Origin of the sequence: Afipia birgiae 34632, from assembly GCF_000308295.2 — a bacterium.
In the GTDB taxonomy this organism is placed as follows: Bacteria; Pseudomonadota; Alphaproteobacteria; order Rhizobiales; family Xanthobacteraceae; genus Afipia; species Afipia birgiae.
Genome location: NZ_HG326653.1, coordinates 637648 through 660879, shown reverse-complemented (window position 1 = coordinate 660879; position 23232 = coordinate 637648). Strand labels below are relative to the sequence as shown.

General features: G+C 61.8%; 25 protein-coding genes. 11 read left to right on the top strand and 14 right to left on the bottom strand.

What is annotated here, in order from left to right; all coding sequences use genetic code 11:
* The first annotated feature begins 10 nt into the window (after window positions 1-10).
* The 3 genes from rimM to rplS all read left to right on the top strand — a co-directional run bounded on the left by rimM (window position 11) and on the right by rplS (window position 1791).
* On the top strand, window positions 11-544 hold the full coding sequence (rimM, locus tag BN32_RS17135) for a ribosome maturation factor RimM (protein WP_019199116.1): 534 nt from the start codon (window positions 11-13) through the stop codon (window positions 542-544).
* A 17-nt stretch (window positions 545-561) separates the two neighbouring features.
* The gene (trmD, locus tag BN32_RS17130; protein WP_019199117.1) at window positions 562-1290 is read left to right on the top strand and encodes a tRNA (guanosine(37)-N1)-methyltransferase TrmD; all 729 of its coding nucleotides are present in this window, start codon (window positions 562-564) and stop codon (window positions 1288-1290) included.
* Window positions 1291-1392: 102 nt separating this feature from the next.
* Entirely contained in the window at window positions 1393-1791 is a 399-nt protein-coding gene (gene rplS, locus BN32_RS17125; protein ID WP_002714041.1) for a 50S ribosomal protein L19, read from the top strand.
* Window positions 1792-1873: 82 nt separating this feature from the next.
* On the opposite strand, the gene BN32_RS17120 is transcribed toward rplS, so the two are convergent.
* The gene (locus BN32_RS17120) at window positions 1874-2287 is read right to left on the bottom strand and encodes a VOC family protein (RefSeq protein ID WP_019199118.1); all 414 of its coding nucleotides are present in this window, start codon (window positions 2285-2287) and stop codon (window positions 1874-1876) included.
* A gap of 124 nt (window positions 2288-2411) precedes the next feature.
* Between BN32_RS17120 and leuC the strand changes: the two genes are divergently transcribed.
* Window positions 2412-3824, top strand: coding sequence for a 3-isopropylmalate dehydratase large subunit (gene leuC, locus BN32_RS17115; RefSeq protein ID WP_019199119.1), 1413 nt, complete (start codon window positions 2412-2414; stop codon window positions 3822-3824).
* Between the two features lie 77 nt (window positions 3825-3901).
* On the opposite strand, the gene BN32_RS17110 is transcribed toward leuC, so the two are convergent.
* Window positions 3902-4306, bottom strand: coding sequence for a hypothetical protein (locus BN32_RS17110; RefSeq protein WP_019199120.1), 405 nt, complete (start codon window positions 4304-4306; stop codon window positions 3902-3904).
* A gap of 279 nt (window positions 4307-4585) precedes the next feature.
* The gene (locus tag BN32_RS27340) at window positions 4586-4963 is read right to left on the bottom strand and encodes a hypothetical protein (RefSeq protein WP_082757466.1); all 378 of its coding nucleotides are present in this window, start codon (window positions 4961-4963) and stop codon (window positions 4586-4588) included.
* A 392-nt stretch (window positions 4964-5355) separates the two neighbouring features.
* On the opposite strand from BN32_RS27340, the gene BN32_RS26895 reads away from it, so the two are divergent.
* Window positions 5356-5556 (top strand): hypothetical protein, encoded by a 201-nt coding sequence (locus BN32_RS26895; RefSeq protein ID WP_152343877.1) that lies wholly within the window; start codon window positions 5356-5358, stop codon window positions 5554-5556.
* 22 nt (window positions 5557-5578) lie between these two features.
* Here the strand turns inward: BN32_RS26895 and BN32_RS17100 are convergent, their stop codons facing one another.
* On the bottom strand, window positions 5579-5893 hold the full coding sequence (locus BN32_RS17100; RefSeq protein ID WP_040426620.1) for a hypothetical protein: 315 nt from the start codon (window positions 5891-5893) through the stop codon (window positions 5579-5581).
* 163 nt (window positions 5894-6056) lie between these two features.
* On the opposite strand from BN32_RS17100, the gene BN32_RS17095 reads away from it, so the two are divergent.
* Both BN32_RS17095 and leuD read left to right on the top strand, forming a co-directional pair.
* Window positions 6057-6455 carry a metallopeptidase family protein gene (locus BN32_RS17095; protein ID WP_040426619.1) on the top strand — a complete coding sequence of 133 codons (399 nt, stop codon included), beginning with the start codon at window positions 6057-6059 and terminating at the stop codon, window positions 6453-6455.
* Between the two features lie 120 nt (window positions 6456-6575).
* Entirely contained in the window at window positions 6576-7181 is a 606-nt protein-coding gene (gene leuD / locus BN32_RS17090) for a 3-isopropylmalate dehydratase small subunit (protein ID WP_019199127.1), read from the top strand.
* Window positions 7182-7345: 164 nt separating this feature from the next.
* Here leuD and BN32_RS17085 read toward each other — a convergent pair whose 3' ends face one another.
* Window positions 7346-8227 (bottom strand): HpcH/HpaI aldolase/citrate lyase family protein, encoded by an 882-nt coding sequence (locus BN32_RS17085; RefSeq protein WP_019199128.1) that lies wholly within the window; start codon window positions 8225-8227, stop codon window positions 7346-7348.
* A 113-nt stretch (window positions 8228-8340) separates the two neighbouring features.
* Between BN32_RS17085 and BN32_RS17080 the strand changes: the two genes are divergently transcribed.
* The gene (locus tag BN32_RS17080; RefSeq protein ID WP_019199129.1) at window positions 8341-9000 is read left to right on the top strand and encodes a carbonic anhydrase; all 660 of its coding nucleotides are present in this window, start codon (window positions 8341-8343) and stop codon (window positions 8998-9000) included.
* A 51-nt stretch (window positions 9001-9051) separates the two neighbouring features.
* Here the strand turns inward: BN32_RS17080 and BN32_RS17075 are convergent, their stop codons facing one another.
* Window positions 9052-9636, bottom strand: coding sequence for a TIGR00645 family protein (locus BN32_RS17075; RefSeq protein ID WP_019199130.1), 585 nt, complete (start codon window positions 9634-9636; stop codon window positions 9052-9054).
* A 173-nt stretch (window positions 9637-9809) separates the two neighbouring features.
* On the bottom strand, window positions 9810-10844 hold the full coding sequence (locus BN32_RS17070) for an aspartate-semialdehyde dehydrogenase (RefSeq protein ID WP_019199131.1): 1035 nt from the start codon (window positions 10842-10844) through the stop codon (window positions 9810-9812).
* 208 nt (window positions 10845-11052) lie between these two features.
* On the opposite strand from BN32_RS17070, the gene BN32_RS17065 reads away from it, so the two are divergent.
* Both BN32_RS17065 and BN32_RS17055 read left to right on the top strand, forming a co-directional pair.
* Window positions 11053-11871, top strand: a complete 819-nt coding sequence (locus tag BN32_RS17065; protein ID WP_019199132.1) for a hypothetical protein — start codon at window positions 11053-11055, stop codon at window positions 11869-11871.
* 320 nt (window positions 11872-12191) lie between these two features.
* Window positions 12192-12569: a hypothetical protein gene (locus tag BN32_RS17055; protein ID WP_019199133.1), complete on the top strand. Its 378-nt coding sequence runs from the start codon at window positions 12192-12194 to the stop codon at window positions 12567-12569.
* Window positions 12570-12679: 110 nt separating this feature from the next.
* Here BN32_RS17055 and leuB read toward each other — a convergent pair whose 3' ends face one another.
* Window positions 12680-13792 (bottom strand): 3-isopropylmalate dehydrogenase, encoded by a 1113-nt coding sequence (gene leuB, locus BN32_RS17050; RefSeq protein ID WP_019199134.1) that lies wholly within the window; start codon window positions 13790-13792, stop codon window positions 12680-12682.
* A gap of 197 nt (window positions 13793-13989) precedes the next feature.
* On the opposite strand from leuB, the gene BN32_RS17045 reads away from it, so the two are divergent.
* Complete coding sequence (locus BN32_RS17045) at window positions 13990-15132, top strand: YbfB/YjiJ family MFS transporter (protein ID WP_019199135.1); 1143 nt, start codon at window positions 13990-13992, stop codon at window positions 15130-15132.
* A 92-nt stretch (window positions 15133-15224) separates the two neighbouring features.
* On the opposite strand, the gene BN32_RS17040 is transcribed toward BN32_RS17045, so the two are convergent.
* The 6 genes from BN32_RS17040 to BN32_RS17015 all read right to left on the bottom strand — a co-directional run bounded on the left by BN32_RS17040 (window position 15225) and on the right by BN32_RS17015 (window position 22947).
* Window positions 15225-18413 carry an efflux RND transporter permease subunit gene (locus BN32_RS17040; protein ID WP_019199136.1) on the bottom strand — a complete coding sequence of 1063 codons (3189 nt, stop codon included), beginning with the start codon at window positions 18411-18413 and terminating at the stop codon, window positions 15225-15227.
* Between the two features lie 207 nt (window positions 18414-18620).
* The gene (locus BN32_RS17035) at window positions 18621-19835 is read right to left on the bottom strand and encodes an efflux RND transporter periplasmic adaptor subunit (protein ID WP_019199137.1); all 1215 of its coding nucleotides are present in this window, start codon (window positions 19833-19835) and stop codon (window positions 18621-18623) included.
* A 439-nt stretch (window positions 19836-20274) separates the two neighbouring features.
* Window positions 20275-21060 carry a molybdopterin-dependent oxidoreductase gene (locus tag BN32_RS17030; RefSeq protein WP_019199138.1) on the bottom strand — a complete coding sequence of 262 codons (786 nt, stop codon included), beginning with the start codon at window positions 21058-21060 and terminating at the stop codon, window positions 20275-20277.
* 9 nt (window positions 21061-21069) lie between these two features.
* Window positions 21070-21708, bottom strand: coding sequence for a cytochrome b/b6 domain-containing protein (locus tag BN32_RS17025; RefSeq protein ID WP_040426865.1), 639 nt, complete (start codon window positions 21706-21708; stop codon window positions 21070-21072).
* A gap of 161 nt (window positions 21709-21869) precedes the next feature.
* Window positions 21870-22127, bottom strand: a complete 258-nt coding sequence (locus BN32_RS17020) for a hypothetical protein (RefSeq protein ID WP_019199140.1) — start codon at window positions 22125-22127, stop codon at window positions 21870-21872.
* Window positions 22128-22350: 223 nt separating this feature from the next.
* The gene (locus BN32_RS17015) at window positions 22351-22947 is read right to left on the bottom strand and encodes a fasciclin domain-containing protein (protein WP_040426863.1); all 597 of its coding nucleotides are present in this window, start codon (window positions 22945-22947) and stop codon (window positions 22351-22353) included.
* Window positions 22948-23232 lie beyond the last annotated feature (285 nt).

The window sequence follows — 23232 nt, the reverse complement described above, 5'->3', positions numbered from 1 at the left end:
GCATTCAGCGGTGACGCGCGATCCGGGCATCTGCGTTGCAAGAATCGGCGCCGCGCACGGTGTGCGCGGCGAGGTGCGATTGTGGCCGTTCACCGAAGACCCGATGGCGGTGATCGATTACGGAACGCTCTCGACCAAGGACGGTGCGCGGCAGTTTGAAGTGGTGCGCGCCCGCATCGCCAAGGATCATCTGGTCGCGGTGCTCAAGGGCATCACGACCCGCGAGGATGCCGAGCGCATCAACGGCCTTGAGCTTTACATTGATCGCGACAAACTTCCCGAGACGGAAGAGGGCGAGTATTACCACGCCGATCTGATCGGACTGCGGGCCGTTGATCCGGCTGGCGGCGCGATCGGCAGGGTGTTTGCGATCCATAATTTCGGCGCGGGCGACATCATCGAAATCGCGCCGCCGCAGGGCCCGACCTTGCTGCTGCCGTTTACCGACGCTGTGGTGCCAACGGTCGATCTCGCCGAGGGCCAAGTGGTGATCGTGATGCCGCAAGAGATCGAAGGCGATTCTCCGCACGACGCGGATATCTGAACCGGGATACCCGAATCATGTGGCGCGCCACCGTGCTCACGCTGTTTCCGGAGATGTTTCCAGGCCCGCTCGGCATCAGCCTCGCGGGCAAGGCTCTGGCATCGAACCTGTGGGCGCTTGAGACGCGCGACATCCGCGACGCCGCCACCGACAAGCACCGCAGCGTCGATGACACCCCGGCCGGCGGCGGACCCGGCATGGTGCTGCGTGCCGACGTGCTGGCAGCCGCCATCGATGCCGCCGACATTGCTCCGGACCGCCCGCGCCTGCTGATGAGCCCGCGGGGTACTCCCCTGACCCAAAAAAGGGTGATGGAACTTGCGGTCGGCCCCGGCCCGCTGATCGTCTGCGGCCGCTTTGAGGGCATCGATCAGCGGGTCATCGAGGCCCGTGGGCTGGAGGAAATCTCCCTCGGGGACTACGTGCTCTCAGGCGGAGAAATCGCGGCGCTGGCCCTTCTGGACGCCTGTGTGCGGCTTCTGCCAGGCGTCATGGGCAAGCTAAGCTCCGGAACCGACGAGAGTTTTTCGGATGGACTACTTGAATACCCCCAATATACCCGCCCGCAGGATTTCGAGGGCCGGACCATCCCGGATGTTCTGGTGTCAGGCGACCATGCCCGAATCGACGCCTGGCGGCGGACCGAGGCCGAAGCCCTGACCAAGGCCCGGCGGCCTGACCTCTGGGCGGCCAAAATCGCCCAGAACGTCGCTCCAAGGTCACGAAAAGACACGACGAAAGGGTGACAACGGGGCGGCTATGGCGTATACGACCGGCCAATCCGTGCAGACGCTGGATACGAATTTCCGCGCAGCCCCTTCCGGGCGCGCCGCCGATGGAGTTTTGTGATGAACATCATTCAAGAGCTCGACAAAGAGCAGCTGGAAAAGCTTTCCGCCGGAAAGACGATTCCCGATTTCGGACCGGGCGACACTGTCATCGTCAACGTCAAGGTTGTCGAAGGCGAGCGTTCGCGCGTGCAGGCCTATGAAGGCGTTTGCATCGGCCGCAACGGCGGCGGCATCCACGAGAGCTTCACCGTCCGCAAGATTTCCTACGGCGAAGGCGTGGAGCGCGTGTTCCCGATCTACTCGCCGATGATCGACTCGATCAAGCTTGTCCGCCGCGGCAAGGTGCGTCGCGCCAAGCTGTATTACCTGCGCGGTCTGCGCGGCAAATCGGCGCGCATCGTCGAGAAGCAGGACAACCGCGAAAAAGAAACGCTCAAGGCCGCTTCGGGCGAGTAATCGCGCAGCGCTTGATGATCTACGTAAAAAGCGCGGCGCATCGCCGCGCTTTTTTATTTTGCGAAATCGATTTCGGCAGCGCCTATTTCTGCTTGAGCGGCCCGTTCATGATCCAGCGATGACCGAAGGGATCGCGCACGATCGCGGTCCGCGTGCCCCAGAACGAATAGGTCGGCGTCACTTCGCCTTTTGCGCCCAATTTTGTGGCGCGCTCGAACACCTCATCGACCTTTTCGCCGGCGCTAAATTCGAGGCTGATCGACATGGTTACCGGTTCCCCTGGCAACGGCGTGCGCGCGGTGCCGAATTCGGGAAACGCGTCGGACAGAAACAGCGCGCCGCCATTGATCTCGAGTTCGCAGTGCAGGATGCGCAAGCCGTCCATCGCCGGCATCAGCGCCTTCTGTTTGGCATCGAAGGCGGCGGTGTAGAAGGCAATCGCGCCGGCGGCTGGCGAAACGGTGAGATACGGTGCAACCGGCGGGCGTGCGGACATTGTGCGATCCTGCGTAAGCAACTATGTGGTCAGGATACTTTCCCCGTCCGCGTTAAGCGAGTAAAAAGGCTGCCTCTGCTATCGGCGGCCTCAGGGGCCGCGAACACCAATCCGGACGACTAAAATGGCCAAAGCGACCACGCTCTACGACAAGATCTGGAACGACCATCTGGTTGATGAGCAGCCCGACGGCACCTGCCTGCTCTACATTGACCGCCATCTTGTCCATGAGGTCACCTCGCCGCAGGCCTTCGAAGGATTGCGAACCAGCGGCCGCAAGGTTCGCGCGCCGAAGAAGACGCTCGCCGTTGTGGACCACAACGTTCCCACCACGGATCGCTCCAAGCCCAATCCCGATCCGGAAAGCGCCGAGCAGATCGCGACGCTGGCCGAAAACGCGCGTGAATTCGGCGTCGAGTATTTCAACGAGCACGACAAGCGTCAGGGCATCGTCCACGTCATCGGTCCGGAGCAAGGCTTCACGCTGCCCGGCAGCACGATTGTCTGCGGCGACAGCCATACCTCGACGCACGGCGCATTCGGCGCACTGGCGCATGGCATCGGCACGTCGGAGGTCGAACATGTGCTCGCCACCCAGACGCTGATTCAGAAGAAGGCCAAGAATATGCGCGCCACCGTCGACGGCACATTGCCCGACGGCGTCACTGCGAAGGATATCATCCTCGCGATCATCGGCGAGATCGGCACTGCCGGCGGCACCGGCTATGTGCTCGAATACGCCGGCGAGGCGATCCGCGCGCTGTCGATGGAAGGCCGCATGACAGTCTGCAACATGTCGATCGAAGGCGGCGCACGCGCCGGACTGATCGCGCCCGACGAGAAGGCCTACGAATTCCTGAAGGGCCGGCCGATGGCGCCGACAGGTGCCGCTTGGGATGCCGGCGTGCGCTATTGGAACACGTTGCGGACCGACGAAGGCGCTCACTTCGATCACGAGATCCGTCTGGATGCCGCGAAGCTGCCGCCGATCGTGACCTGGGGCACCTCGCCTGAGGACGTGGTATCGATCTCGGGCTTCGTGCCGGATCCTGCGAAGATCGAGGACGAAGCCAAGCGGTTGTCGAAGCAGCGCGCGCTCGACTACATGGGGCTCAAGGCCGGCACGAAGATCACCGACATCAAGCTCGACCGCATCTTCATCGGCTCCTGCACCAACGGGCGCATCGAGGATTTGCGCGCGGCCGCCAAAGTCGTCGCCGGCCACACCGTCAACGGCAACCTCAATGCGATGATCGTGCCGGGCTCAGGCCTTGTGAAGGAGCAGGCCGAAGCCGAAGGGCTCGACAAGATTTTCATCAAGGCCGGATTCGAATGGCGCGAGCCGGGTTGCTCGATGTGCCTTGCGATGAACCCCGACAAGCTGGCGCCGGAAGAACGCTGCGCTTCGACATCGAACCGCAACTTCGAAGGCCGTCAGGGCTTCAAGGGCCGCACCCATCTGGTGTCGCCTGCAATGGCGGCAGCCGCAGCCATCGCCGGACATTTCGTCGACATCCGCGAGTGGCACGCGACCTGAGCCATTCGCATCGACAACATCAAAAGAAACAGGCGCTCGCAAGAGCGCCTGTTTTGTTTTCTCGGTTCGCTGAACCCTTACCAGCCAAATCCGAAACCGAACCGCGGACCAAAGCCGTAGGGGCGATAGCCATAGCCGCCATACGGATAGCCGAAGCCGTAGCCATAAGGCCGGTAATAGGCCGGTCGATAGTAGGGACGGTAGTATGGCCGGTAACCATAGCCGTAGCCGTAATACGGCCTGTAGTAGGGACGATAGTAAGGGCGGTAGTACGGCCGGTAATAACGTGGACCGTAGTAGCCGTAACGCCGGTAGTAGCGGCGGTGTGCGCTGACATCCGTCGGCCTGGCTTCGTCCGCCAGTCGCGCATCATGGCCCGATGGTACTGTTGAAGCCGGCGCGGCGCTCGCCGGGGCAAGTGAAATCCAGCCTGTGAACGAAAGGGTAGCCGCGACAACCGCAGCTCCTACAAATTTTCTCATAGCAGTTCTCCTCGGTCTTGCTCAGCACGATGAAGATAACGCACATCATCGATTTCCGTTTCGCTGAAATCGCCTGACGGCAACCGTTGACCCTGCGAACCAGGCGCGATCATGTCTCTGCGCAGATCGCGTCGCGTCAACGTTATCGCGCTTCACTGAAAGTTAGGGACGCCGATCTGAACGTCACATGAATGCGGTGGCGGCATGTCGGAGTATCATACAAACGAAAACAGGCGCCGCGAGGCGCCTGTCTGTGTCTCATTCCGGCGTGATTTCGGGTCAATGATGACCCCCGCCGTGGTGTCCCCCATGGTGTCCAAAACCGTGATGCCCTCCATGGTACCCCAAACCGTGGTGTCCAAAACCGTGGTGGCCGCCGCCCCCGAATCCGTAGGGGAGATAACCAAAGGAACTGCCGTAGTAGTACGGCTCACGGTAGGTCCGGTAATAAGGCTGCGCGACATAGCGCCGATGCATGTGATGCCGGTGATGATGATGATGGTGGCGCCGGCGCGCGCTGATGTCGGTGGCCTCCGGCGTCTTCTGCGGAGTTACCCTCTGCGAAGATTGCGGCGCGGCAACGGCCGAGCCGATGGCAACATCGCCGCCGAATGAAACTGTTGCAGCCACCATAGCTGCGCCAATCCAAGTCTTCATGATTGATCCTTTGATGGTTTTACATACTCAATCATAACGCATATCCCACCCGCCATTTCCCGCGACAAGGCGACGCGGCGACGCCATCAACGATGACTCCCGTATGAGCAAGTCTGTCTCGATGTTGATAAACACAGAATCGTGACCGATCTATCTGTAGCGACGATGATGCCAGCTATGGTGACGGCGCCAACCATGATGCCCGCGCAGACTCGTCCATATGCTTGCGCATCGGTTCGAGCGGCGATGGTCGGATGTTAGGGAGAATGACGTGAACGCAAACTGAATATTGCCGCCGCAATGATGAACGCGATCCGTCTCATCCAAAACGGTTGAAACCGGAATCCAGCAAGAACGTAATTCGAGCGCTCCACTAGAATTAGGAGGATCTGATGTCTCGACTATCTCGCGCGGGATTGTTGCTCGCAGGTGCCCCCGCAGGATTGCTTCTCGCCCAAAGCGCTGATGCGTCACAAGGCCCCGGAATAGCGCCCGGGACCGCAGGCGCATTCACGCAGACGGCCATGGCAATCATTGTCTACGGCGCGTCCGCAGCGATCATCGCCGCAGGTCTGATCGGCGTGCTCAAATGAAATGATGCAGAATATTGGCGCGTCAGCCGCTCCAGTAGCAGTTCACGCGCGGCACGATCACGGTCCCGCTCGGACGGTATTCCTGTTCGTAGTGGGCGTTGCAGACCCGCTTGGAGTTCGGGCCAGGATAATTCGAACCGCGATAAATCCGAACGCGGCGCGGTGTGCGCCGAACGACCTCGCGGCTTTGCGCAGAAAACTCCTCCGCGGCGAGCCCATGACCAGTTGTCTTGATGTGGGAATCCGTCGATTGCGCCTGCGCACTTTCTGGAAGAGCCAGAATGACCAGACCTGCGAAGAGGCCCATGAGAATGGCTGAAGTGACTGCCCGCGTCATGAAGCGCCGTCCCGTATTCTTTCCAATCGACGGGCGGCAAAGTCTCCGATCAGGGCGCGCGCGTCAACAGGCGTGTCTTCGGCCGCCCGGCGGCGTCTCCCTCGCCGCTGATCAGCCTTCATCGCCCCTTGGCGCTGGCAGCCAAGCCCTCTAAAAGGGGCCAATGTGGCCGACCGCGAAATCTCCCACCCTTGCCGAAATGGAAGTCATCGCGCATGACGCGTTCGCGCGGCTGCCGGACCACTTCCGCGCCCTGTGCGAGGGCGTCATCATCCAGATCGACGATTTCCCCTCGGAGGAAGTTCTCGAGGAAATGAAGGCCCAGAGCGAATTTGATCTGCTCGGGCTGTTTCAGGGCGTCGGCCTGCCGTTCCGCTCGAGCGGCGACGTCGCCCCCATGCCGAACATGGTCTGGCTCTACCGGCGTCCGATCCTCGATTACTGGGCCGAGAACGACGAGACACTGGGCCACATCGTCACGCATGTTCTGGTGCACGAGATCGGGCACCATTTCGGATTGTCGGACGACGACATGGAAACGATCGAGGCGAGCGTCGCCTGAGGCAAAGCAGGGCCGGATTTTGCGCCAATTTGGCCCTTTGCGGCCCCCTCTAATCGCGATAAGAACCTCTCTAATCCGGGTTCAGACCCGTGACCGGCCCACTCTCATCCGGAACCTCTGATGGACAAGTTTACGACCCTCGAAGGCGTTGCCGCGCCGCTGAAGATTATCAATGTCGATACCGACATGATCATCCCGAAGCAGTATCTCAAGACCATCAAGCGCACCGGCCTCGGCAAGGGACTGTTTTCCGAGCAGCGCTACAAGGACGACGGCAGCGAGAACCCGGACTTCGTCCTCAACAAGCCGTCGTATCGCAAGGCCAAGATTCTCGTGGCCGGCGACAATTTCGGCTGCGGCTCGAGCCGCGAGCATGCTCCATGGGCGCTCGGCGACTTCGGCATCCGCTGCATCATCTCCACCTCGTTCGGCGACATTTTCTACAACAACTGTTTCAAGAACGGCATCCTGCCGATCCGCGTCTCGCAGGACGAACTCGACAAGCTGTTCGACGATGCGGATCGCGGCGCCAACGCCACCATGACCATCGATCTTGAGAAACAGGAAATCCGCGGTCCCGACGGCGGCTCGATCAAGTTCGAGATCGATCCGTTCCGCAAGCACTGCATGCTGAATGGTCTCGACGACATCGGCCTCACCATGGAGAAGGGCAAGTCGATCGACGTGTTCGAGGCCAAGGAAAAAGCCGAGCGTCCGTGGCTGTAGGTCGACACTAGACCGCGATCCAGCCGACCAATGACGCGTCATACGCGGGCTTGACCCGCGTATCCATCAGTCTTCAAAATGCATTTTTTGCGAAAAGATGGATTGCCGGATCAAGTCCGGCAATGACACCGAGGATGTCAGCACGGCTGCGTACTCATCCCCAGCTACATCACCTTCAACGCTGCGATCGCATCGGCGATTCCGATGGTCCGCTTCGCCATCTCGACATGCAGCCGCTCGACCATCTGGCCGTCGAGTTGGACCACGCCCTTGTTCGCGTTCTCCGGCAGATCGAACACGCCCATGATCTTGCGCGCGCGGGCGATCTCCTCGGCAGGCGGTGTATAGGCCGCGTTGGCCGCATCGATCTGCCCCGGGTGAATCAGCGTCTTGCCGTCGAAACCCATGTCGCGGCCCTGTGCGCACTCCTTCGCGAAGCCTGCAACGTCGTTGATGTCGTTATAGGGGCCATCGAGAATCTCGATGCCGGCCGCCCGCGCGGCCAGGATGCAATGCGCGAACAGCGGCAGCATCGCGGCGCGTCCCGGCAGCATCCTCATTCGCGTCTCGCGCGCAATATCGTTGGGGCCCATGACAAAACCTGCCAGCCGCCTGTCGCCTTCGCGCGCGGTCGCAGCGATGTCCTGTGCCGAGAGCACTCCGAGCGGCGATTCAATCATCGCCCAGAGCACGATGCCGGGATCGGCCTTAAGCGCCCGAAGGCGCTCTTCGAGCGTTTTGATGTCGGCAGGGCGTGAGATCTTCGGCACCAGAATCCCGTCGGGCTTCGCCCTGGCGGCCATCGTCAGGTCGTGCTCCCACCACGGCGAATCCAGATTGTTGATGCGGATGATGATTTCCCGCTTGCCGAACCCCTTGGCTGCGACGGCTTCCGCGATCTGGTCGCGCGCCATCGGCTTGGCATCCGGCGCCACGGAATCCTCAAGATCCAGAATGACACCGTCGGAAGGAAGGTTCCGCGCCTTGTCGAGCGCTCGTGCATTCGAGCCTGGCATGAACAAGACGCTGCGGCGCGGACGGATCATGATCGGGTTTCCATTGGGGAAGCGCTTGAGTAGCACTTCGCCACCGCTGCCGAAAGGCTTGTTCCGATTGCTCTCCTAGGTTAGCCAACCGGGACAAATTTGCGAGGCCTCTCATGTCACCCTTTCCCGAACACCTGCTCGCCGGCTACCAGACCTTTGTCACCCAGCGCCTGCCCACCGAGCAGTCCCGCTACCGCGAACTGTCGCAAATCGGCCAGTCCCCGGAAGTCATGGTGATTGGATGTTGCGATTCCCGCGTGTCGCCGGAAGTGATTTTCGACGCCGGACCGGGTGAACTGTTCGTCGTCCGCAACGTCGCCAATCTGGTGCCCGTCTTCCAGCCCGACGGCAACGCGCACGGTGTCTCGGCCGCGCTCGAGTATGCGATTCAGGTCCTGAAGGTGAAGCACATCGTCGTGCTGGGGCACGCGCAATGCGGCGGCATTCGCGCCTTCGTCGACGACAGCGCGCCGCTGTCTCCCGGCGACTTCATCGGCAAATGGATGTCGATGTTCGTCAAGCCGGGCGAGACGGTCGCGCAACGCGATCACGAAACGATGCAGCAGTTCGTGACGCGGATTGAAAAGGCGGCCGTTCTGCGCAGCCTGGAGAACCTGATGACGTTTCCGTTCGTGAAGAAGCGCGTCGAAAGCGGCGAACTGCAACTCCACGGCGCCTATTTCGGCGTGGCCGAAGGGTCGCTGTCCATCGTCGACCAGAACACGAACGAGTTCAGCCGCGTCTATCAAAGTATATTGGCGTCTCAGGCCTAGAACTGGCGCGCATTCTGGCAGCAAGACCGAGCCCGCCTGGCGGAGTACGCGCTAGTGCACGGCCTTGTCCGCGGCGCCGTGACCGCCGAGCCGGTCCGACCACACGATCAGCAGCGTCGAGACGACAAACACGAGATGGATGCCGGCAAGCCAGCCGAGCTTCTGCGCATCGAACGTCGCATCGATGTTCATGAAGGCTTTCAGCACCTGAATCGCCGAGATCGCCACGATCGACGCCAGCAGCTTCTGCTTCAGTCCCGCGAAATCGACCTTGGTCATCCACTCCGGCCAGTCGGGATGGCCGCGCGGATCGATCCGTGAGACGAAATTCTCGTAACCCGAGAACACCACGATCAGGATCAGATTGCCGGTGAGCGACACGTCGATCAGCGACAGCACGCCGAGAATGATGTCGGATTCCTTCGCCCCCGGCGCGTGCAGCACAAACTCGATCAACAACAGGACGAACTTGAACAGCAGCACGACGAGGCTGACGACGAGCCCGAGATAGAACGGCGCCATCAGCCAGCGGCTGTTGAACAGCACCGTTTCGAACGCCTTCTCACCGCGCTTCAGCGCGGGGTTCGGCTGATACGCTGCCGTGGCAGGCCGGTGCTCAGATGGCTCGCTTGTCATCCTGGTCCCCGGCGCTCGTGTCCTGAATCCGAAGTTCGCATCATTTTGCAGCGCATCCTATAGCGAACTTCAGATTCAAAAGGACACTAGAAATCTATAACTCCGGTGTGGTTTTGGTTCGCCAGTCCGTGCCGAGAAATGTTGCGGACCTGCGAACCACCACACCGGCCCGCTCAGGCTGCCTTCTTTTTCGGCTGCAGCAATTTGCGGTTGACCAGGCATTCCGCGATCTGGATCGCGTTCAGCGCGGCGCCCTTGCGCAGATTGTCCGACACGCACCACAGCACGAGGCCGTTCTCCACCGTCGCGTCCTCGCGGATGCGGCTGATGTAGGTGGCGTCCTCGCCGGCGGCTTCGTATGGCGTGACGTAACCGCCGGGCTCGCGCTTGTCGATCACCAGACAGCCCGGTGCGGTGCGCAGGATGTTGCGGGCTTCATCCTCCGAGATCGGATTTTCGAACTCGATGTTGACGGCTTCGGAATGCCCGACGAACACCGGTACGCGCACGCAGGTCGCGGACATTTTGATTTTGGGATCAAGAATCTTCTTGGTCTCCATCATCATCTTCCACTCTTCCTTGGTGTAGCCATCCTCCATGAAGACGTCGATCTGCGGGATGACGTTGAAGGCGATACGCTTCGGGAATTTGTTATTGATCAGTTCGCTGTTGGTGTAGACGGCCTTGGTCTGCGAGAACAGCTCGTCCATCGCATCCTTGCCCGCGCCGGACACCGACTGATAGGTCGAGACCACGACGCGCTTGATCACTGCCTTGTCGTGCAGCGGCTTCAGCGCCACCACGAGTTGCGCAGTCGAGCAGTTCGGATTGGCGATGATGCCCTTCTTGGTGAAGCCGGCAACAGCGTCCGCGTTCACTTCAGGCACGATCAGCGGCACATCCGGATCCATCCGCCACGTCGACGAATTGTCGATCACCACCGCGCCGGCTGCCGCGATCTTCGGCGACCATTCCTTGGACACGGCTCCGCCGGCCGACATCAGGCAGATATCGACGTCGCTGAAATCGTAATGTTCGAGCGCTTTGCATTTCAGGGTGCGGTCGCCATAGGACACTTCGACGCCCATGCTGCGGCGGGAGGCCAATGCGACCACCTCGTCAGCCGGAAAACTGCGTTCGTCCAGAATGTTGAGCATTTCCCGGCCCACGTTGCCGGTCGCTCCAACTAGCGCAACCTTGTAACCCATCGTTGACTCTCCGAAGAAAAATGCTTCGCCACCGCCGCCTGCGGAAGGGAAGAGGGAGCGCTTCTATGCGAAAAACCGCCCAAATACAACGCAGAAGCAACTGCGGGGCGGGTCGGACGTCAGGTGGCAGGAGGCTTCATTGCCGTGGCCACGGCGGAAGGTCGTTCCCGTTTTATGACCGGAACAGAACGTCCGCCACGAGTCATATATGAACCCGACCCTGCTCGATCAGCCCCTCCAGGATGCTTCCGGAATCCACCCGGCGTTGCGCAGCTTTGCTGACGAATGCAGCGCCGTCGCGGTCCGGATTCTGGCTTATATCTGCGGCCTCGCGGTGCTCGCCGTTATTGCGGTGGATCTGGTCTCGGCCGTGCCGGTCGCTGCCAACACCAACGCTGGGCTTCCAACCGCTCCGGGCTGGACGCCTGCCAGCCGCCCGCATCCGGCCTTTGCTATCAGCAAACTAGATTTGTCCGACAGAACAGACGCTTACGAGATCCTCCGGCACCCCGAAGGGGGCCGCAAGGATATTTTGCGCTGGGCCGCGACCAGGGATGAAGCCCCGACCGCGGAAGTCGAGATTTACCGCCCGGGCGGCGAGCTGGATGCATTTACCGCCATCGACGCCGACGTTGCATCCCGGATGGCCGGGCGGGTGACGGAGGGTACCGAGCCGGCGGGCTTCATCGACACCAAATTCGGCCGCGTCCCCCTGATCCGCTTCAGCGGAGCCGCTCAGTCCGGCAAGGAAACCTGTCTGGGCTTTGCCAAGACTTTCACCGTCCCCAGCGTCCGGATCAGCGGATGGGCCTGCCAGGCCGATACGATGGCCAGCCAGCGGGCCTTCGTCGGCTGCACCCTGAACCGGCTGATCCTGCTGTCGGCCGGCAATGACCCGAAAATGGCCGAGTTGTTCGCGCGCGCCGAACTCAAGCGCGACACCTGCAACACGGCAACAATTGCGCCGACCACATGGATCGCATCGAACGAGGCGCCGCAGTTGCGCGGCGCATTCACGCAAGATTGAGATCGAGCGTGAGCACCGAAGCGTCTTTTCAGGTCGCTCCTCTGAACTCACGCGACTGTCACCGACAGCATGATCGTCCGCATCAGCGTGAAGGGCGGACTGTCCACGGCCGCCGCGCAGGCATTCTTCGAGGAACGAATGACGCGGTCGGCGCGTTGCAGGTGCGGAGCCTGTCGCAAATCACCGACACCCGGCCGCCGCGCCCGCCCCCTTGGGACAACCCCGCCGAATATGCCGAACAAGTGTGGCCCATTGGTCCTTGTGGGAGACTGCCGGAAACGGGTATGGTGCGACGCAATTGGGAATGTGACGAGGATTCAATGGCTTTGAAGTACCCGGGCGCGAAAACACTGGCGATCTTGCTGGCGACGGCCGCGATTGTGACCGCCGGATTCGGCGTTACCGCCGCCGATGCCCAGACCCGGAAGCGCGTCGTTCAGGACGATCCGACCTATGATGGTCCGCCGCGCAAGGCGGTCAACTCGTCCTACCAGCGCGGCCGGACCCGCGTTTACGTAACGCGCCGCTCGTGGCTCGACGCTGGCACCGAGGTCGTTCCCGGCGAGCGCAAGTTCACCGACTACGCCTTCCCGCCGGGCTATTCCTACGGCCAGCAGATTGACCGCCTGTACACCAGCCGCCGTCCGCTCGGCGATCAATGGGATACCGGCATGCCGTTCCCGTTCCCGCTCTACTGATTTTCAGCGAACGTCTGAAATTGAAAATGCCCGGCCGAAGCCGGGCATTTTTATGCGGATTTGCATAAGGCAAACCGGTGACGAACTTCGCCCGAAAGGGCGAAATCGTGTCACGCGCTGAGAGCATCCAGTTCCGCGACAATCGCCTCGCCCATCTGCGAGGTGCTGACCACTGTCGAGCCTTCCGACTTGATGTCGCCGGTGCGCAGGCCCTTCGCCAGGGTTGCCGCGATGGCCTGATCGATCAGGTCGGCTTCCTTCTGCAGGTCGAACGAATAACGCAGCGCCATGCCGAATGAGGTCAGCATCGCAACCGGATTGGCCATGCCCTTGCCGGCGATGTCCGGCGCCGAACCGTGCACCGGCTCGTACAGCGCCTTGCGCTTCTTGGTCTTCGGATCGACTTCACCCAACGATGCCGACGGCAGCATGCCGAGCGAACCGGTCAGCATCGCCGCGATGTCGGAGAGAATGTCACCGAACAGATTGTCGGTGACGATCACATCGAACTGCTTCGGCCAGCGCACGAGCTGCATCGCGCCGGAATCCGCGAGCTGGTGCTCAAGCTCGACATCCTTGTATTCGCGCGCATGCACCTGCGTCACGACTTCCTTCCAGAGCACGCCACTCTTCATGACGTTGTGCTTTTCCATCGACGTCATCTTGTTGCGGCGCTTGCGCGCCAGCTCGAAGGCGACGCGCGTGATGCGCTCGATCTCGTAGGTGTCATAGACTTGTGTATCGACCGCGCGCTTCTGACCGTTGCCGAGATCGGTGATGGTCTTCGGCTCGCCGAAGTACACGCCGCCGGTCAGTTCTCGCACGATCATGATGTCGAGGCCCTCGACGACATCCTTCTTGAGGCTCGATGAGTCTGCCAGCGCCGGATAGCAGATCGCCGGACGCAGGTTGGCGAACAGCGCCATGTCCTTGCGCAGACGCAGCAGGCCCGCTTCGGGGCGCGCGTCGTATGGAACATCCGCCCACTTCGGTCCGCCCACCGCACCGAAGATCACGGCATCCGCGGCCTGCGCCAGCGCCATGGTGGCGTCGGTGATCGCGACCTTGTCCGCATCGTAGCTCGAACCGCCAACCAGACCGGTTTCAGTCTCGAACTTGGCGATGCCGCGCTTGCCGAGCCAATCGATGACGCGCTTCACCTCCGCCATCACTTCGGTGCCAATGCCGTCGCCGGGGAGAAGGAGGAGCTTGTGCGATGCCATGATCGAATGCCTTGAATTGTTGATTGTATGCAGAATGTCTGCAATTCGCGCGGACTTGCTAAAACGCCCTTGCAGAATTGGCAAGACACCATTGCCCTCTCGTGATTGGCCAAGCCTCACCGAAACTGCCAATGTGCCGCAGCTGCCGGAGCCGTCCCGTGACATCCCCCGAATCTGCCGCCCCGTTCGCGCACCCGATGCGCATGATCCTGATCCTCGCGCTCGCGCCTGCCATCGGGCTCGGCATCGGCCGCTTCGGCTACACGCTGGTGTTGCCGGACATGCGCGACTCGCTCGGCTGGTCGTATTCGACCGCGGGCTTCATGAACACGGTCAACGCCATCGGCTATCTGGCTGGCGCGCTGGGCGCGGCCGCCTTCATCCGCCGCGTCGGCGTGTTCCGCTCGGTCTGGATCGGCGCGCTGGCCTGCGTCGTGTCGCTGGCGATCTGCGCACTGTCAGGCAACGCCATCATCTTCGGTTTCGGAAGACTGCTGTCGGGCCTCGGCGCAGCGACCACCTTCGTCGGCGGCGGGACGCTGGCCGCGACCATCGCACAATCGCGGCCGATGAAATCCGCGCTGCTGCTCAACCTGTTCTACACCGGCCCCGGCACCGGCCTGATCGTCTCGGGCCTCGCCGCTCCGTTTCTGCTGCAATATTTCGGTCCCGGCTCGTGGTGGATCGTGTGGGTGGCGCTGACGATCATCTCGGCGCTGATGATGATTCCGCTGATGCTGAATCCAATCGACGTTGCCGCAAACGAAACGTCGGTCAGCACAACTCCGGTCGCATTGCGCCCGATCGCGTTCTATCTCGCCGGCTATTTTCTGTTCGGCGCGGGCTACATCGCCTACATGACCTTCATGATCGCCTATGTCCGCGACGGCGGCGGCGGCGCTGGAGCCCAGAGCGCGTTCTGGTGCCTGATCGGATTGATGTCGTTCGCAGGCTCGTGGCTGTGGCGCGGGCTGATGGCGCGCGGCAACAGCGGCACGACCATCGCGATCATGATCGCGGTCACCTGTCTTGGCACATTCATCGCGCTGCTCGGCACATCGCCGATGCTGCTGGTGGCGTCGGCCTTCGTGTTCGGCCTGTCGTTCTTTCCGGTGGTGGCTGCCACCACCGTGTTCACGCGGTTGAACTATCCGCCGGAGGCATGGGCGAAAGTGATCGGCGTCATGACCATCACTTTCGGTCTTGGCCAGACGCTGGGCCCGTTCGTCACCGGCGCGATCACCGACGTGATGGGGCTGTCGTATGCGCTTCGGGTTTCCACCGCCGCGCTGGCGCTGGGCGCGGTGCTGTGCGCGTTTCAGCGGCCGCTGAAGGCGTAATGCCCGTCATTGCGAGGAGCGAAGCGACGAAGCAATCCAGTTTTTTCTGGATTGCTTCGCTACGCTCGCAATGACGAAGAAATGCGTAAACTTTACGACGCCGGGGTCTGCGCCGGACGTCGACGCCGGAACATGCCGGTCAGCCGCTCCCACTTCGATCCCGATGCCGGCGTGATCTCGCCGTCGCGCTGGTTTCTCGAGAAGAACTTCGTCACCGCGACGAAGAACACCGGTACGAACAGCAGCGCCAGAACCACGACCGCGATCATGCCGCCCATCACCGTGGTGCCGAGCGCGTGCTGGCTCTTCGCGCCGGCACCGCTGGCGATCACCATCGGCAACACGCCGCAGACGAATGCCAGACCCGTCATCAGGATCGGCCGGAAGCGCAGATGGCACGCTTCCATCGTCGCCTGCATCAGCGGCGTGCCCTTGGCCCGCAGGTCCTTGGCGAACTCGATGATCAGAATGGCGTCCTTCGCCGCCAGACCGATGATCGTGATCAGCGCCACCGTGAAATAGACGTCGTTCGACAGGCTGCGCGACATCGCCGCAATGACCGCGCCGAGAATGCCGAGCGGCACCGTCATCAGCACGGCGATCGGAATCGTCCAGCTTTCATAGAGCGCGGCCAGACACAGGAACACGATCAGGGCCGAGAGCGCGAGCAGGAACGGCGCCTGCGAGCCCGACAGCTTTTCCTGCAGCGATTGTCCGGTCCACTCGAAGCCGAAGCCCCGCGGCAGTTTCGCGGTCAAACGCTCCATCTCCGCAATCGCGTCGCCGGAGGTGAAGCCGGGCTTTGCCTCGCCCGAGATACGCACCGACGGATAGTAGTTGAAGCCGACGATCTGCGTCGGGCCGACGGTCCACTTGATCGCCGCGAACGACGACAGCGGCACCAGATTGCCGCGGCTGTTCTTAACGTTGTACGACAGGATGTCCTGCGCGTTCATGCGGCCGATGCTGTCGGCCTGCACGATCACGCGCTGCATGCGGCCCCGGTTCGGGAAGTCGTTGACATAGGCCGAGCCGAGATTGGTCGAGATCGTGCTGTTGATGTCGGCGAAGGTGACGCCCTGCGCGGCCGCCTGTTCGCGGTCGATGATGAGCTGCACCTGCGGCGCTTCGGGCAAGCCTTCGGCGTAGACATTCTGCAGCACGCGGCTCTGCCTGGCCTCTGCGAGCAGGTCGTCCTTCGCCTTCATCAATGCGGCGTAGCCCTTCTGGCCGCGATCCTGAAGACGGAACGAGAAGCCCGACGAGTTGCCGAGGTTGTCGATCGGCGGCGGCTGCAACGCGGAAATCTTGGCATCCTTGATCGACTTCAGCGAATTGTTGATGTCCGCGACAATAGCTGCGGCAGAATCGTTCGGTCCGCGCTCGGACCAGTCCTTGAGCGTCACGAAGGCCTGCGCCGTGTTCTGGCCTTGCCCTAAGAAGCTGAAGCCGGTGAGGAAGGTCACCTCATCGATGCCCGAGCGGTTCTTCAGGAACTGCTCGACCTTCTCGACTGCGGCCTGCGTACGATTGAACGACGATTCCGGGGGCGTCTGCACGTCCACCGTGATGAAGCCCTGATCGTCGACCGGCAGGAAGCCGCCGGGCAGCCGCGAGAAGCCGAACACAAGGCCGCCCAGCAGCACCGCGTACAGAATCAGCAGCCGTCCGGTGCGCTGGATCGACCAGCCGACGACGCGGCCGTAGCCGTCCTTCGCCCGGTCGAGCCGTGTGTTGAACCAGCCGAACACGCCGGTCTTGGCATGGGCATGCCCCGCCTTCACCGGCTTGAGCAGCGTCGCGCACAGCGCCGGCGTCAGCGACAGCGCCATCAGCGCCGAGAAGGAAATCGCGGCGACGATGGTCACCGAGAACTGGCGGTAGATGATGCCGACCGAACCCGGGAAGAACGCCATCGGCACGAACACCGCGATCAGCACCAGCGTGATGCCGATGATGGCGCTGGTGATCTGCGTCATCGCCTTGCGGGTGGCCTCCTTCGGAGAGAGTCCCTCCTCCGACATGATGCGTTCGACGTTCTCGACCACGACGATGGCGTCGTCGACCAGAATGCCGATCGCCAGCACCATGCCGAACATGGTCAGCATGTTGATCGAGTAGCCGAACAGATAGAGCGTCGCGCAGGTGCCGAGCAGCGCGATCGGCACCACGATGGTCGGGATCAGCGTGTAGCGGAAATTCTGCAGGAACAGGAACATCACGATGAAGACGAGGACGACCGCTTCGATCAGCGTCGTCACCACCTTGGAGATCGACGCCTCGACCACCGGCGTGATGTTGTAGGGAATGTCGTAGGTGATATTGGCCGGGAAGTACTTCGACAGTTCCTTCATCTTGGCTTCGACCGCGCTCGCGGTCGCCAGCGCGTTGCCGGTCGGCGACAGCAGAACCGACAGGCCGGCGCTCGGCTTGCCGTTCAGGCGCGTGGTGAACTGATAGCCCATGCCGCCGATCTCGATGCGCGCGACGTCGCGCAGGCGCACCGTCGAGCCGTCGGGATTGGCGCGCAGCACGATGGCGCCGAACTCGTCGGCCGAGCCGAGCTGTCCCTTGACCAGGATCAGCGCGGAAATCGACTGGTCCTTGCGGCTCGGTTCCGAGCCGACACTGCCGGAGGCGACCTGCGCGTTCTGCGCCTGAATCGCCTTGGTGACGTCGTCGGCGGTGAGGTTGTAGCCGACCAGCTTGACCGGATCGACCCAGATGCGCAGCGAGCGCTCGGTCGAATACAGCGTGGCGCGGCCGACGCCGGGAATACGGCGGACTTCGCCGAGCACGTTGCGGATCATGAAGTCGCCGAGGCCGACCTCGTCGAGGCTGCCGTCGGTCGATTGCAGCGTGATGATCTGCAGCACCGCGCTGGAGGCTTCTTCCACCAGGATGCCCTGCTGGATCACGGCGCGCGGTAGGCGCGCCTCGACGCGCTTGATGCGGTTCTGCACTTCGACGGAGGCGAGATTGGAATCGGTGCCCGGAACGAAGTTGGCGATGATTTCGACCTGGCCGAGCGAGTCGCTGGTGGATTCGAAATTGAGAATGCCGGACGCGCCGTTCAGTTCTTCCTCGATCAGCCGCGTGGTCGAGTTGTACAGCTCTTCTGGCGACGAGCCGGGATAGCTGGTCGAGATCGAGATCGAGGGCGGCGCGATGATCGGATACTGCGCAATCCCCAGGAACGGAATCGAGATCAGTCCGATCAGACAAATGAAGAGTGCAACCACCCAAGCGAAAATCGGGCGGTCGATAAAAAAGGCGGGCATGGACGTCGCTTTCTCGAATCTGGTTCTGAGATTCTGCTTCGGACCGGCGCAGACACATCAGTGTTTGTTGTCTTCACCTCTCCAAATGGGAGAAGGCAGCGAGCACAGCTCGCGGTGAGGGGGATCCGACTTTCAATCCGGGCATTTCACACGCCCCTCACCCCAACCCTCTCCCGGCAAGGAGAGGGCGTATTTCTCAGGTCGCGTTCACTGCACTTGCGATTTTGCAGGACCAGTTGCGGCCGCCGACTTGTCGAGCGGATGGCCTGTCTCTCCGGACACCCGCCAGTTGCTCGTCTTGACGGCATCGCCGGCGACGAACTTCTGGAAACCCTCGACCACCACGCGTTGGCCGGGCTTGAGACCTTCGGTGATCAGCCACTGGCCGTCGACGAGGCCGCCGGTGCGAACCGGCTGCGCCACGATGCGGTTGTCGTCCTTCACCAGAAAGACTTCGCTAGCGCCGGACGAATTGCGCTGGATCGCCTGCGGCGGCACCACGATGGCGTCGGGGTCGCGGCCCTGTTCGATCTGAACACGGACAAACATGCCGGGCAGCAATTCGCGGCTCGGATTCTTGAACTCGCCGCGCAACGTGACCTGTCCCGTGCCGGCATCGACCTTGGCATCGGAGAACAGCAGCTTGCCGGCCAGCGGATAGGATGCGCCGTCGTCGAGCACGAGACGAACCTTGGCCGCGTCTTCCGAGATGCGGTCCAGATCGCCGCGCTCGAAATCGCGGCGCAGCCGGTTGAGGTCGTTCACCGACTGGGTGAAGTCGGCATAGACGGAATTCAGCTGCTGGATCGTCGCCAGCGCATGAGCTTCGTTCTGCACGACGAGCACCCCTTCGCTCAGCAACGCTGCACCGATGATGCCGTCGATCGGCGCGCGGATCGTGGCGTAGCCGAGGTTGAGGCGCGCACGCGACACGTCGGCGGTGCGCGCGGCGACTTCCGCCTTGGCCTGCGCCAGGGTCGCGATCGCGACTTCGTTGGAGGCCGGCGAGGCCGCCTGGCTCTTGGTCAGCGTCTCGATGCGCACGGCATGCTGCGACGCCTGCTGCATGGCAGCTTCTGCCTTGGCGAGCGCGGCTTCCGCCGCCTGCAATTCAACTTCGAACGGCTTCGGATCGATCTGGTACAGCGGATCGCCGGCCTTCACCTCTTTGCCCTGCTCGAACAGGCGCGCGACGATGATACCGGACACCCGCGGACGAACGTCAGCGACCCGCAGCGGCGCGATGCGTCCGGGAAGCTCCCGGAAGATGGCCTGCGGTGCGGCCTTGACGGTGACGATGCTGACTTCGGGCGGCTCAGGAGGCTGGGCCGACGCGACGCTCTGGTCGTTGCAGCCGGAAAGCAGGACTGCAGCCCCAAAAAGCAGGGCCAGTGACGGAATCGCGTGGGAACGCGCTAGCATTTCGTATCCTTCTTATTTTCGCATGGCCGGGAACCAGAGCGATCGGGATAAAACCCCTCGCGCGACCTGAATTCACGACCTTGCTGATAGGTCTCAGCATGAATCGTGCCGGTGTGCATTGCAACAACACCACAGGGCGACCGGATGTCGCGCCAACACTAAGTGACTGTTTTTACTAAAGTTAATGCACATTAAGATTGCTCACAATTGCGTCAGCAAATTGTGAGACCCCGACTGCTTTTGAGGCAAAAGTATGCAGGTATGGCAATTGCCTATTTTGACGGCAGCGGCGAATCACGCCCGCGTTCTGCGCATGGGTCGGGATGGAAGGCGAACATGCATAGGAGGCTGTAGCGGCGCAGTGGCACCTTTGCCGGGCGCGGGGCTGCGTTTTGCTCCCTCTCCCCGTGAACGGGGAGAGGTGAGGGAACATCCCGCGCTAGCTGCCGCTGAACGAGTTGTAGCCCTGGTCTTCCCAGTAGCCGCCCTTGTAGTCGTTGGTGACTTCCATCGAGACCACATATTTCGGGTTCTTGAACCCGAGCTTGGTCGGCACCCGGATTTTCATCGGATAGCCGTAGGCGCGCGGCAGGATTTCGTTGTCGAACCTGAACGTCATCTGGGTCTGCGGATGCAGCGCGCTCGGCATATCCAGCGGCGAGTTGTAGCCGTCCACGTCGGCGCAGTTGAACCAGACGTATTTCGCCTTGGTGTCGGCGCCGATCAGTTGCAGAAAGTGACTGAGCCGCACGCCGGTCCAGCTTCCGATCGCGCTCCAGCCCTCGACGCAGATGTGCCGCGTGATCTGGTTTTCCTGCGGCAATTTATAAAGCTCATCGAGCGTCCACGATTTCCTGTTCTCGACCAGACCGCGCACCTCGAGCTTCCACGCCTTGCCGTCGATATCAGGCGCATCGTCGAGCGCGTAGTAGGCATTGAATGGAAACGGCCGCGTGATCGCGCTTTCCGGGAACGTCGGCGCCAGTGTGTTCGGATTGAACAGCTTGGCCTGCACCGCGTCGTTGAACTTGGAGATTTGCGTCAGCATCGATTCGGCCGAGAAGCTGTCGATGACGTCGCAGCCGGTCAGCAGCGTCAGGGCGCCGAGGCTTGCGCCGCCGGCGATGAAACGTCGGCGCGACAGGTCCGGCATCACCTTCAAGGCGTCCCTGACCAGCAACTGCTTGTCGACGCCGGGAATCAGAAGTTTGCGCATGCGTCCCATAACTTGCTCCTAGCGTCCGATAATCATGGCGCGCAGGCTTTTCGGCACCAAGAGCGCCAGCGCGACATGGATCACCAGGAATCCGACAATCGCGGCCATACAGAAGAAATGCACGTAACGCGCCACGTCATAGCCGCCGAACAACGCGGTCAGCCATTGCAGTTGCACCGGCTTCCAGATCGCGAGACCCGACAGCACGATGACGATGCCGACGGCGATGATGCCGGCATACAGCAGCTTCTGCACATAGTTGTAGGTGGAGAGGTCGGCATGCGAGAGCTTGCCGGTCAGCGCGGCCCTGGTGTCGCCGACCACGCCATCGACGGTGATCGGCAGCAGCTTTCTGCGAAAGCGTCCGGTGATCAGACCCAGCGTCAGATAAACAAGACCGTTGACCATCAGCAGCCACATCGCTGCGAAGTGCCATTGCAGCGCACCGCCGAGCCAGCCGCCCAGCGTGATCGAACGCGAGAAGGTGAAATTGAACAGCGGCGAGGCGTTGTAGATCTGCCAGCCGGACATAATCATGAGGATCATCGCCAGCGCGTTGATCCAGTGCACGATCCGGACCCAGGCGGGCTGAATGACCTTGGCCGCGCCGGCGGCCTGTGCTGCTGCCTGCGAATGATCGGCTGCGATGCTGGACATGAGCGTTTCCGGTTTCATGATGTCACAAACACCATACGGGACATTCTAGTCCGTGTTACGCCCCGCGTCGTAAAATTCCCTATTCAGAACAGTGGTGAATACCAGGACAGGTTCACAAAACCGCGAGGCGGAGCCCGTACGGCCCGACAACACCGACAGTGCTATTCGATGATGCGGAACCAACTGGCCAGTGGCCGGCTGTCCTGTCCGCTGTCGGCCGCAGCTTCGGCGTCATCTGCCGATAGTTTATAAATTTTCACATGCACGTCTGCGATCAACAGCTCCGTTCCGGCGATCGCCCGACGGACGCACTCGTCCGAGTGAGCATCAACCGGATTCTCAAGCAGCTTCTCGAATTGTTCCTTCTCCCGGATCAATCGCGCGAGGATCTTTCCAAGAACCTCCAGCTGTTCGCTCATGTGCGGCTTCGTTCTCGCCGAAATCCGCGCAGGATTCTGGTTCGTCGCCTGACTGCCGTCAGACCGGTCGCGCCCAGCGTCTGCGCCCGGTGGATGTGGCCAGGGAATCAACGCGATGCCGATCGCGCCTGTTCCATAGCTCGAAAGGACTACGCTGCAGCGCGGAGCTTGCTGCGATGCGCTCCCTCTCCCCGCTTGCGGGGAGAGGAAGGCCGCGCCGCACTTACGACTTCGGCATCAGCACCGTATCGACGACATGGATCACGCCGTTCGACTGATTGACGTCGGCGATGGTGACGGCAGACGTGCCGCCCTTGGCATCGACGATCCAGACCTTCTTGCCGTCGAGTTTCACGGCGAGGGTTTCGCCTTCCACCGTGGTCAGCTTCTTGCCGTCGGTCAGGTCGGCGGCGTTCAGCTTGCCGGGCACCACGTGGTAGGTGAGGATCTTGGTCAGCGTCGCCTTGTTCTCAGGCTTCACCAGCGTATCGACGGTGCCCGCCGGCAGCTTGCCGAATGCGGCGTTGGTTGGTGCGAACACGGTGAACGGGCCCTTGCTCGACAGCGTATCGACCAGACCCGCGGCCTTCACTGCGGCGACCAGCGTGGTGTGATCCTTCGAGTTGACCGCGTTCTGAACGATGTTCTTGGAGGGGAACATCGCGGCGCCGCCGACCATCACGGTCTTCTCGCCGGACATTTCGCTTTTCATCATCTTGTCCTGCGCCTGGACTGGCGCAGTCACGACGGCCGTCAGGGCCAGTGCGCCGATTGCGGCGGCGGACAACAGGGCGATGCGGGTTGAGTTGATCTTGAGCATGTGTCGTCTCCCGATGAATTGGAAAGTTTCGCCGGTCATCCGGCGGAACGAACGACAGAGCTGATCGTCAGGGATTGCAGATCATTGCGCCGTCGTTGGCTGAACTACGGCAGCCCTCGCGGTGCGTTTCAGGAAATAAATTTTCGGGAGTTTGAAACTTTTGGAGATGGGATTCGTGCAGGAGCGATGATGGGCTCTTCACCTCTCCCGCTTGCGGGGGAGGTCGGCGCCATAAGCGCGTTTACGCGCGTCTTCGACGCGCTATGGCGCCGGGAGGGGGACCCA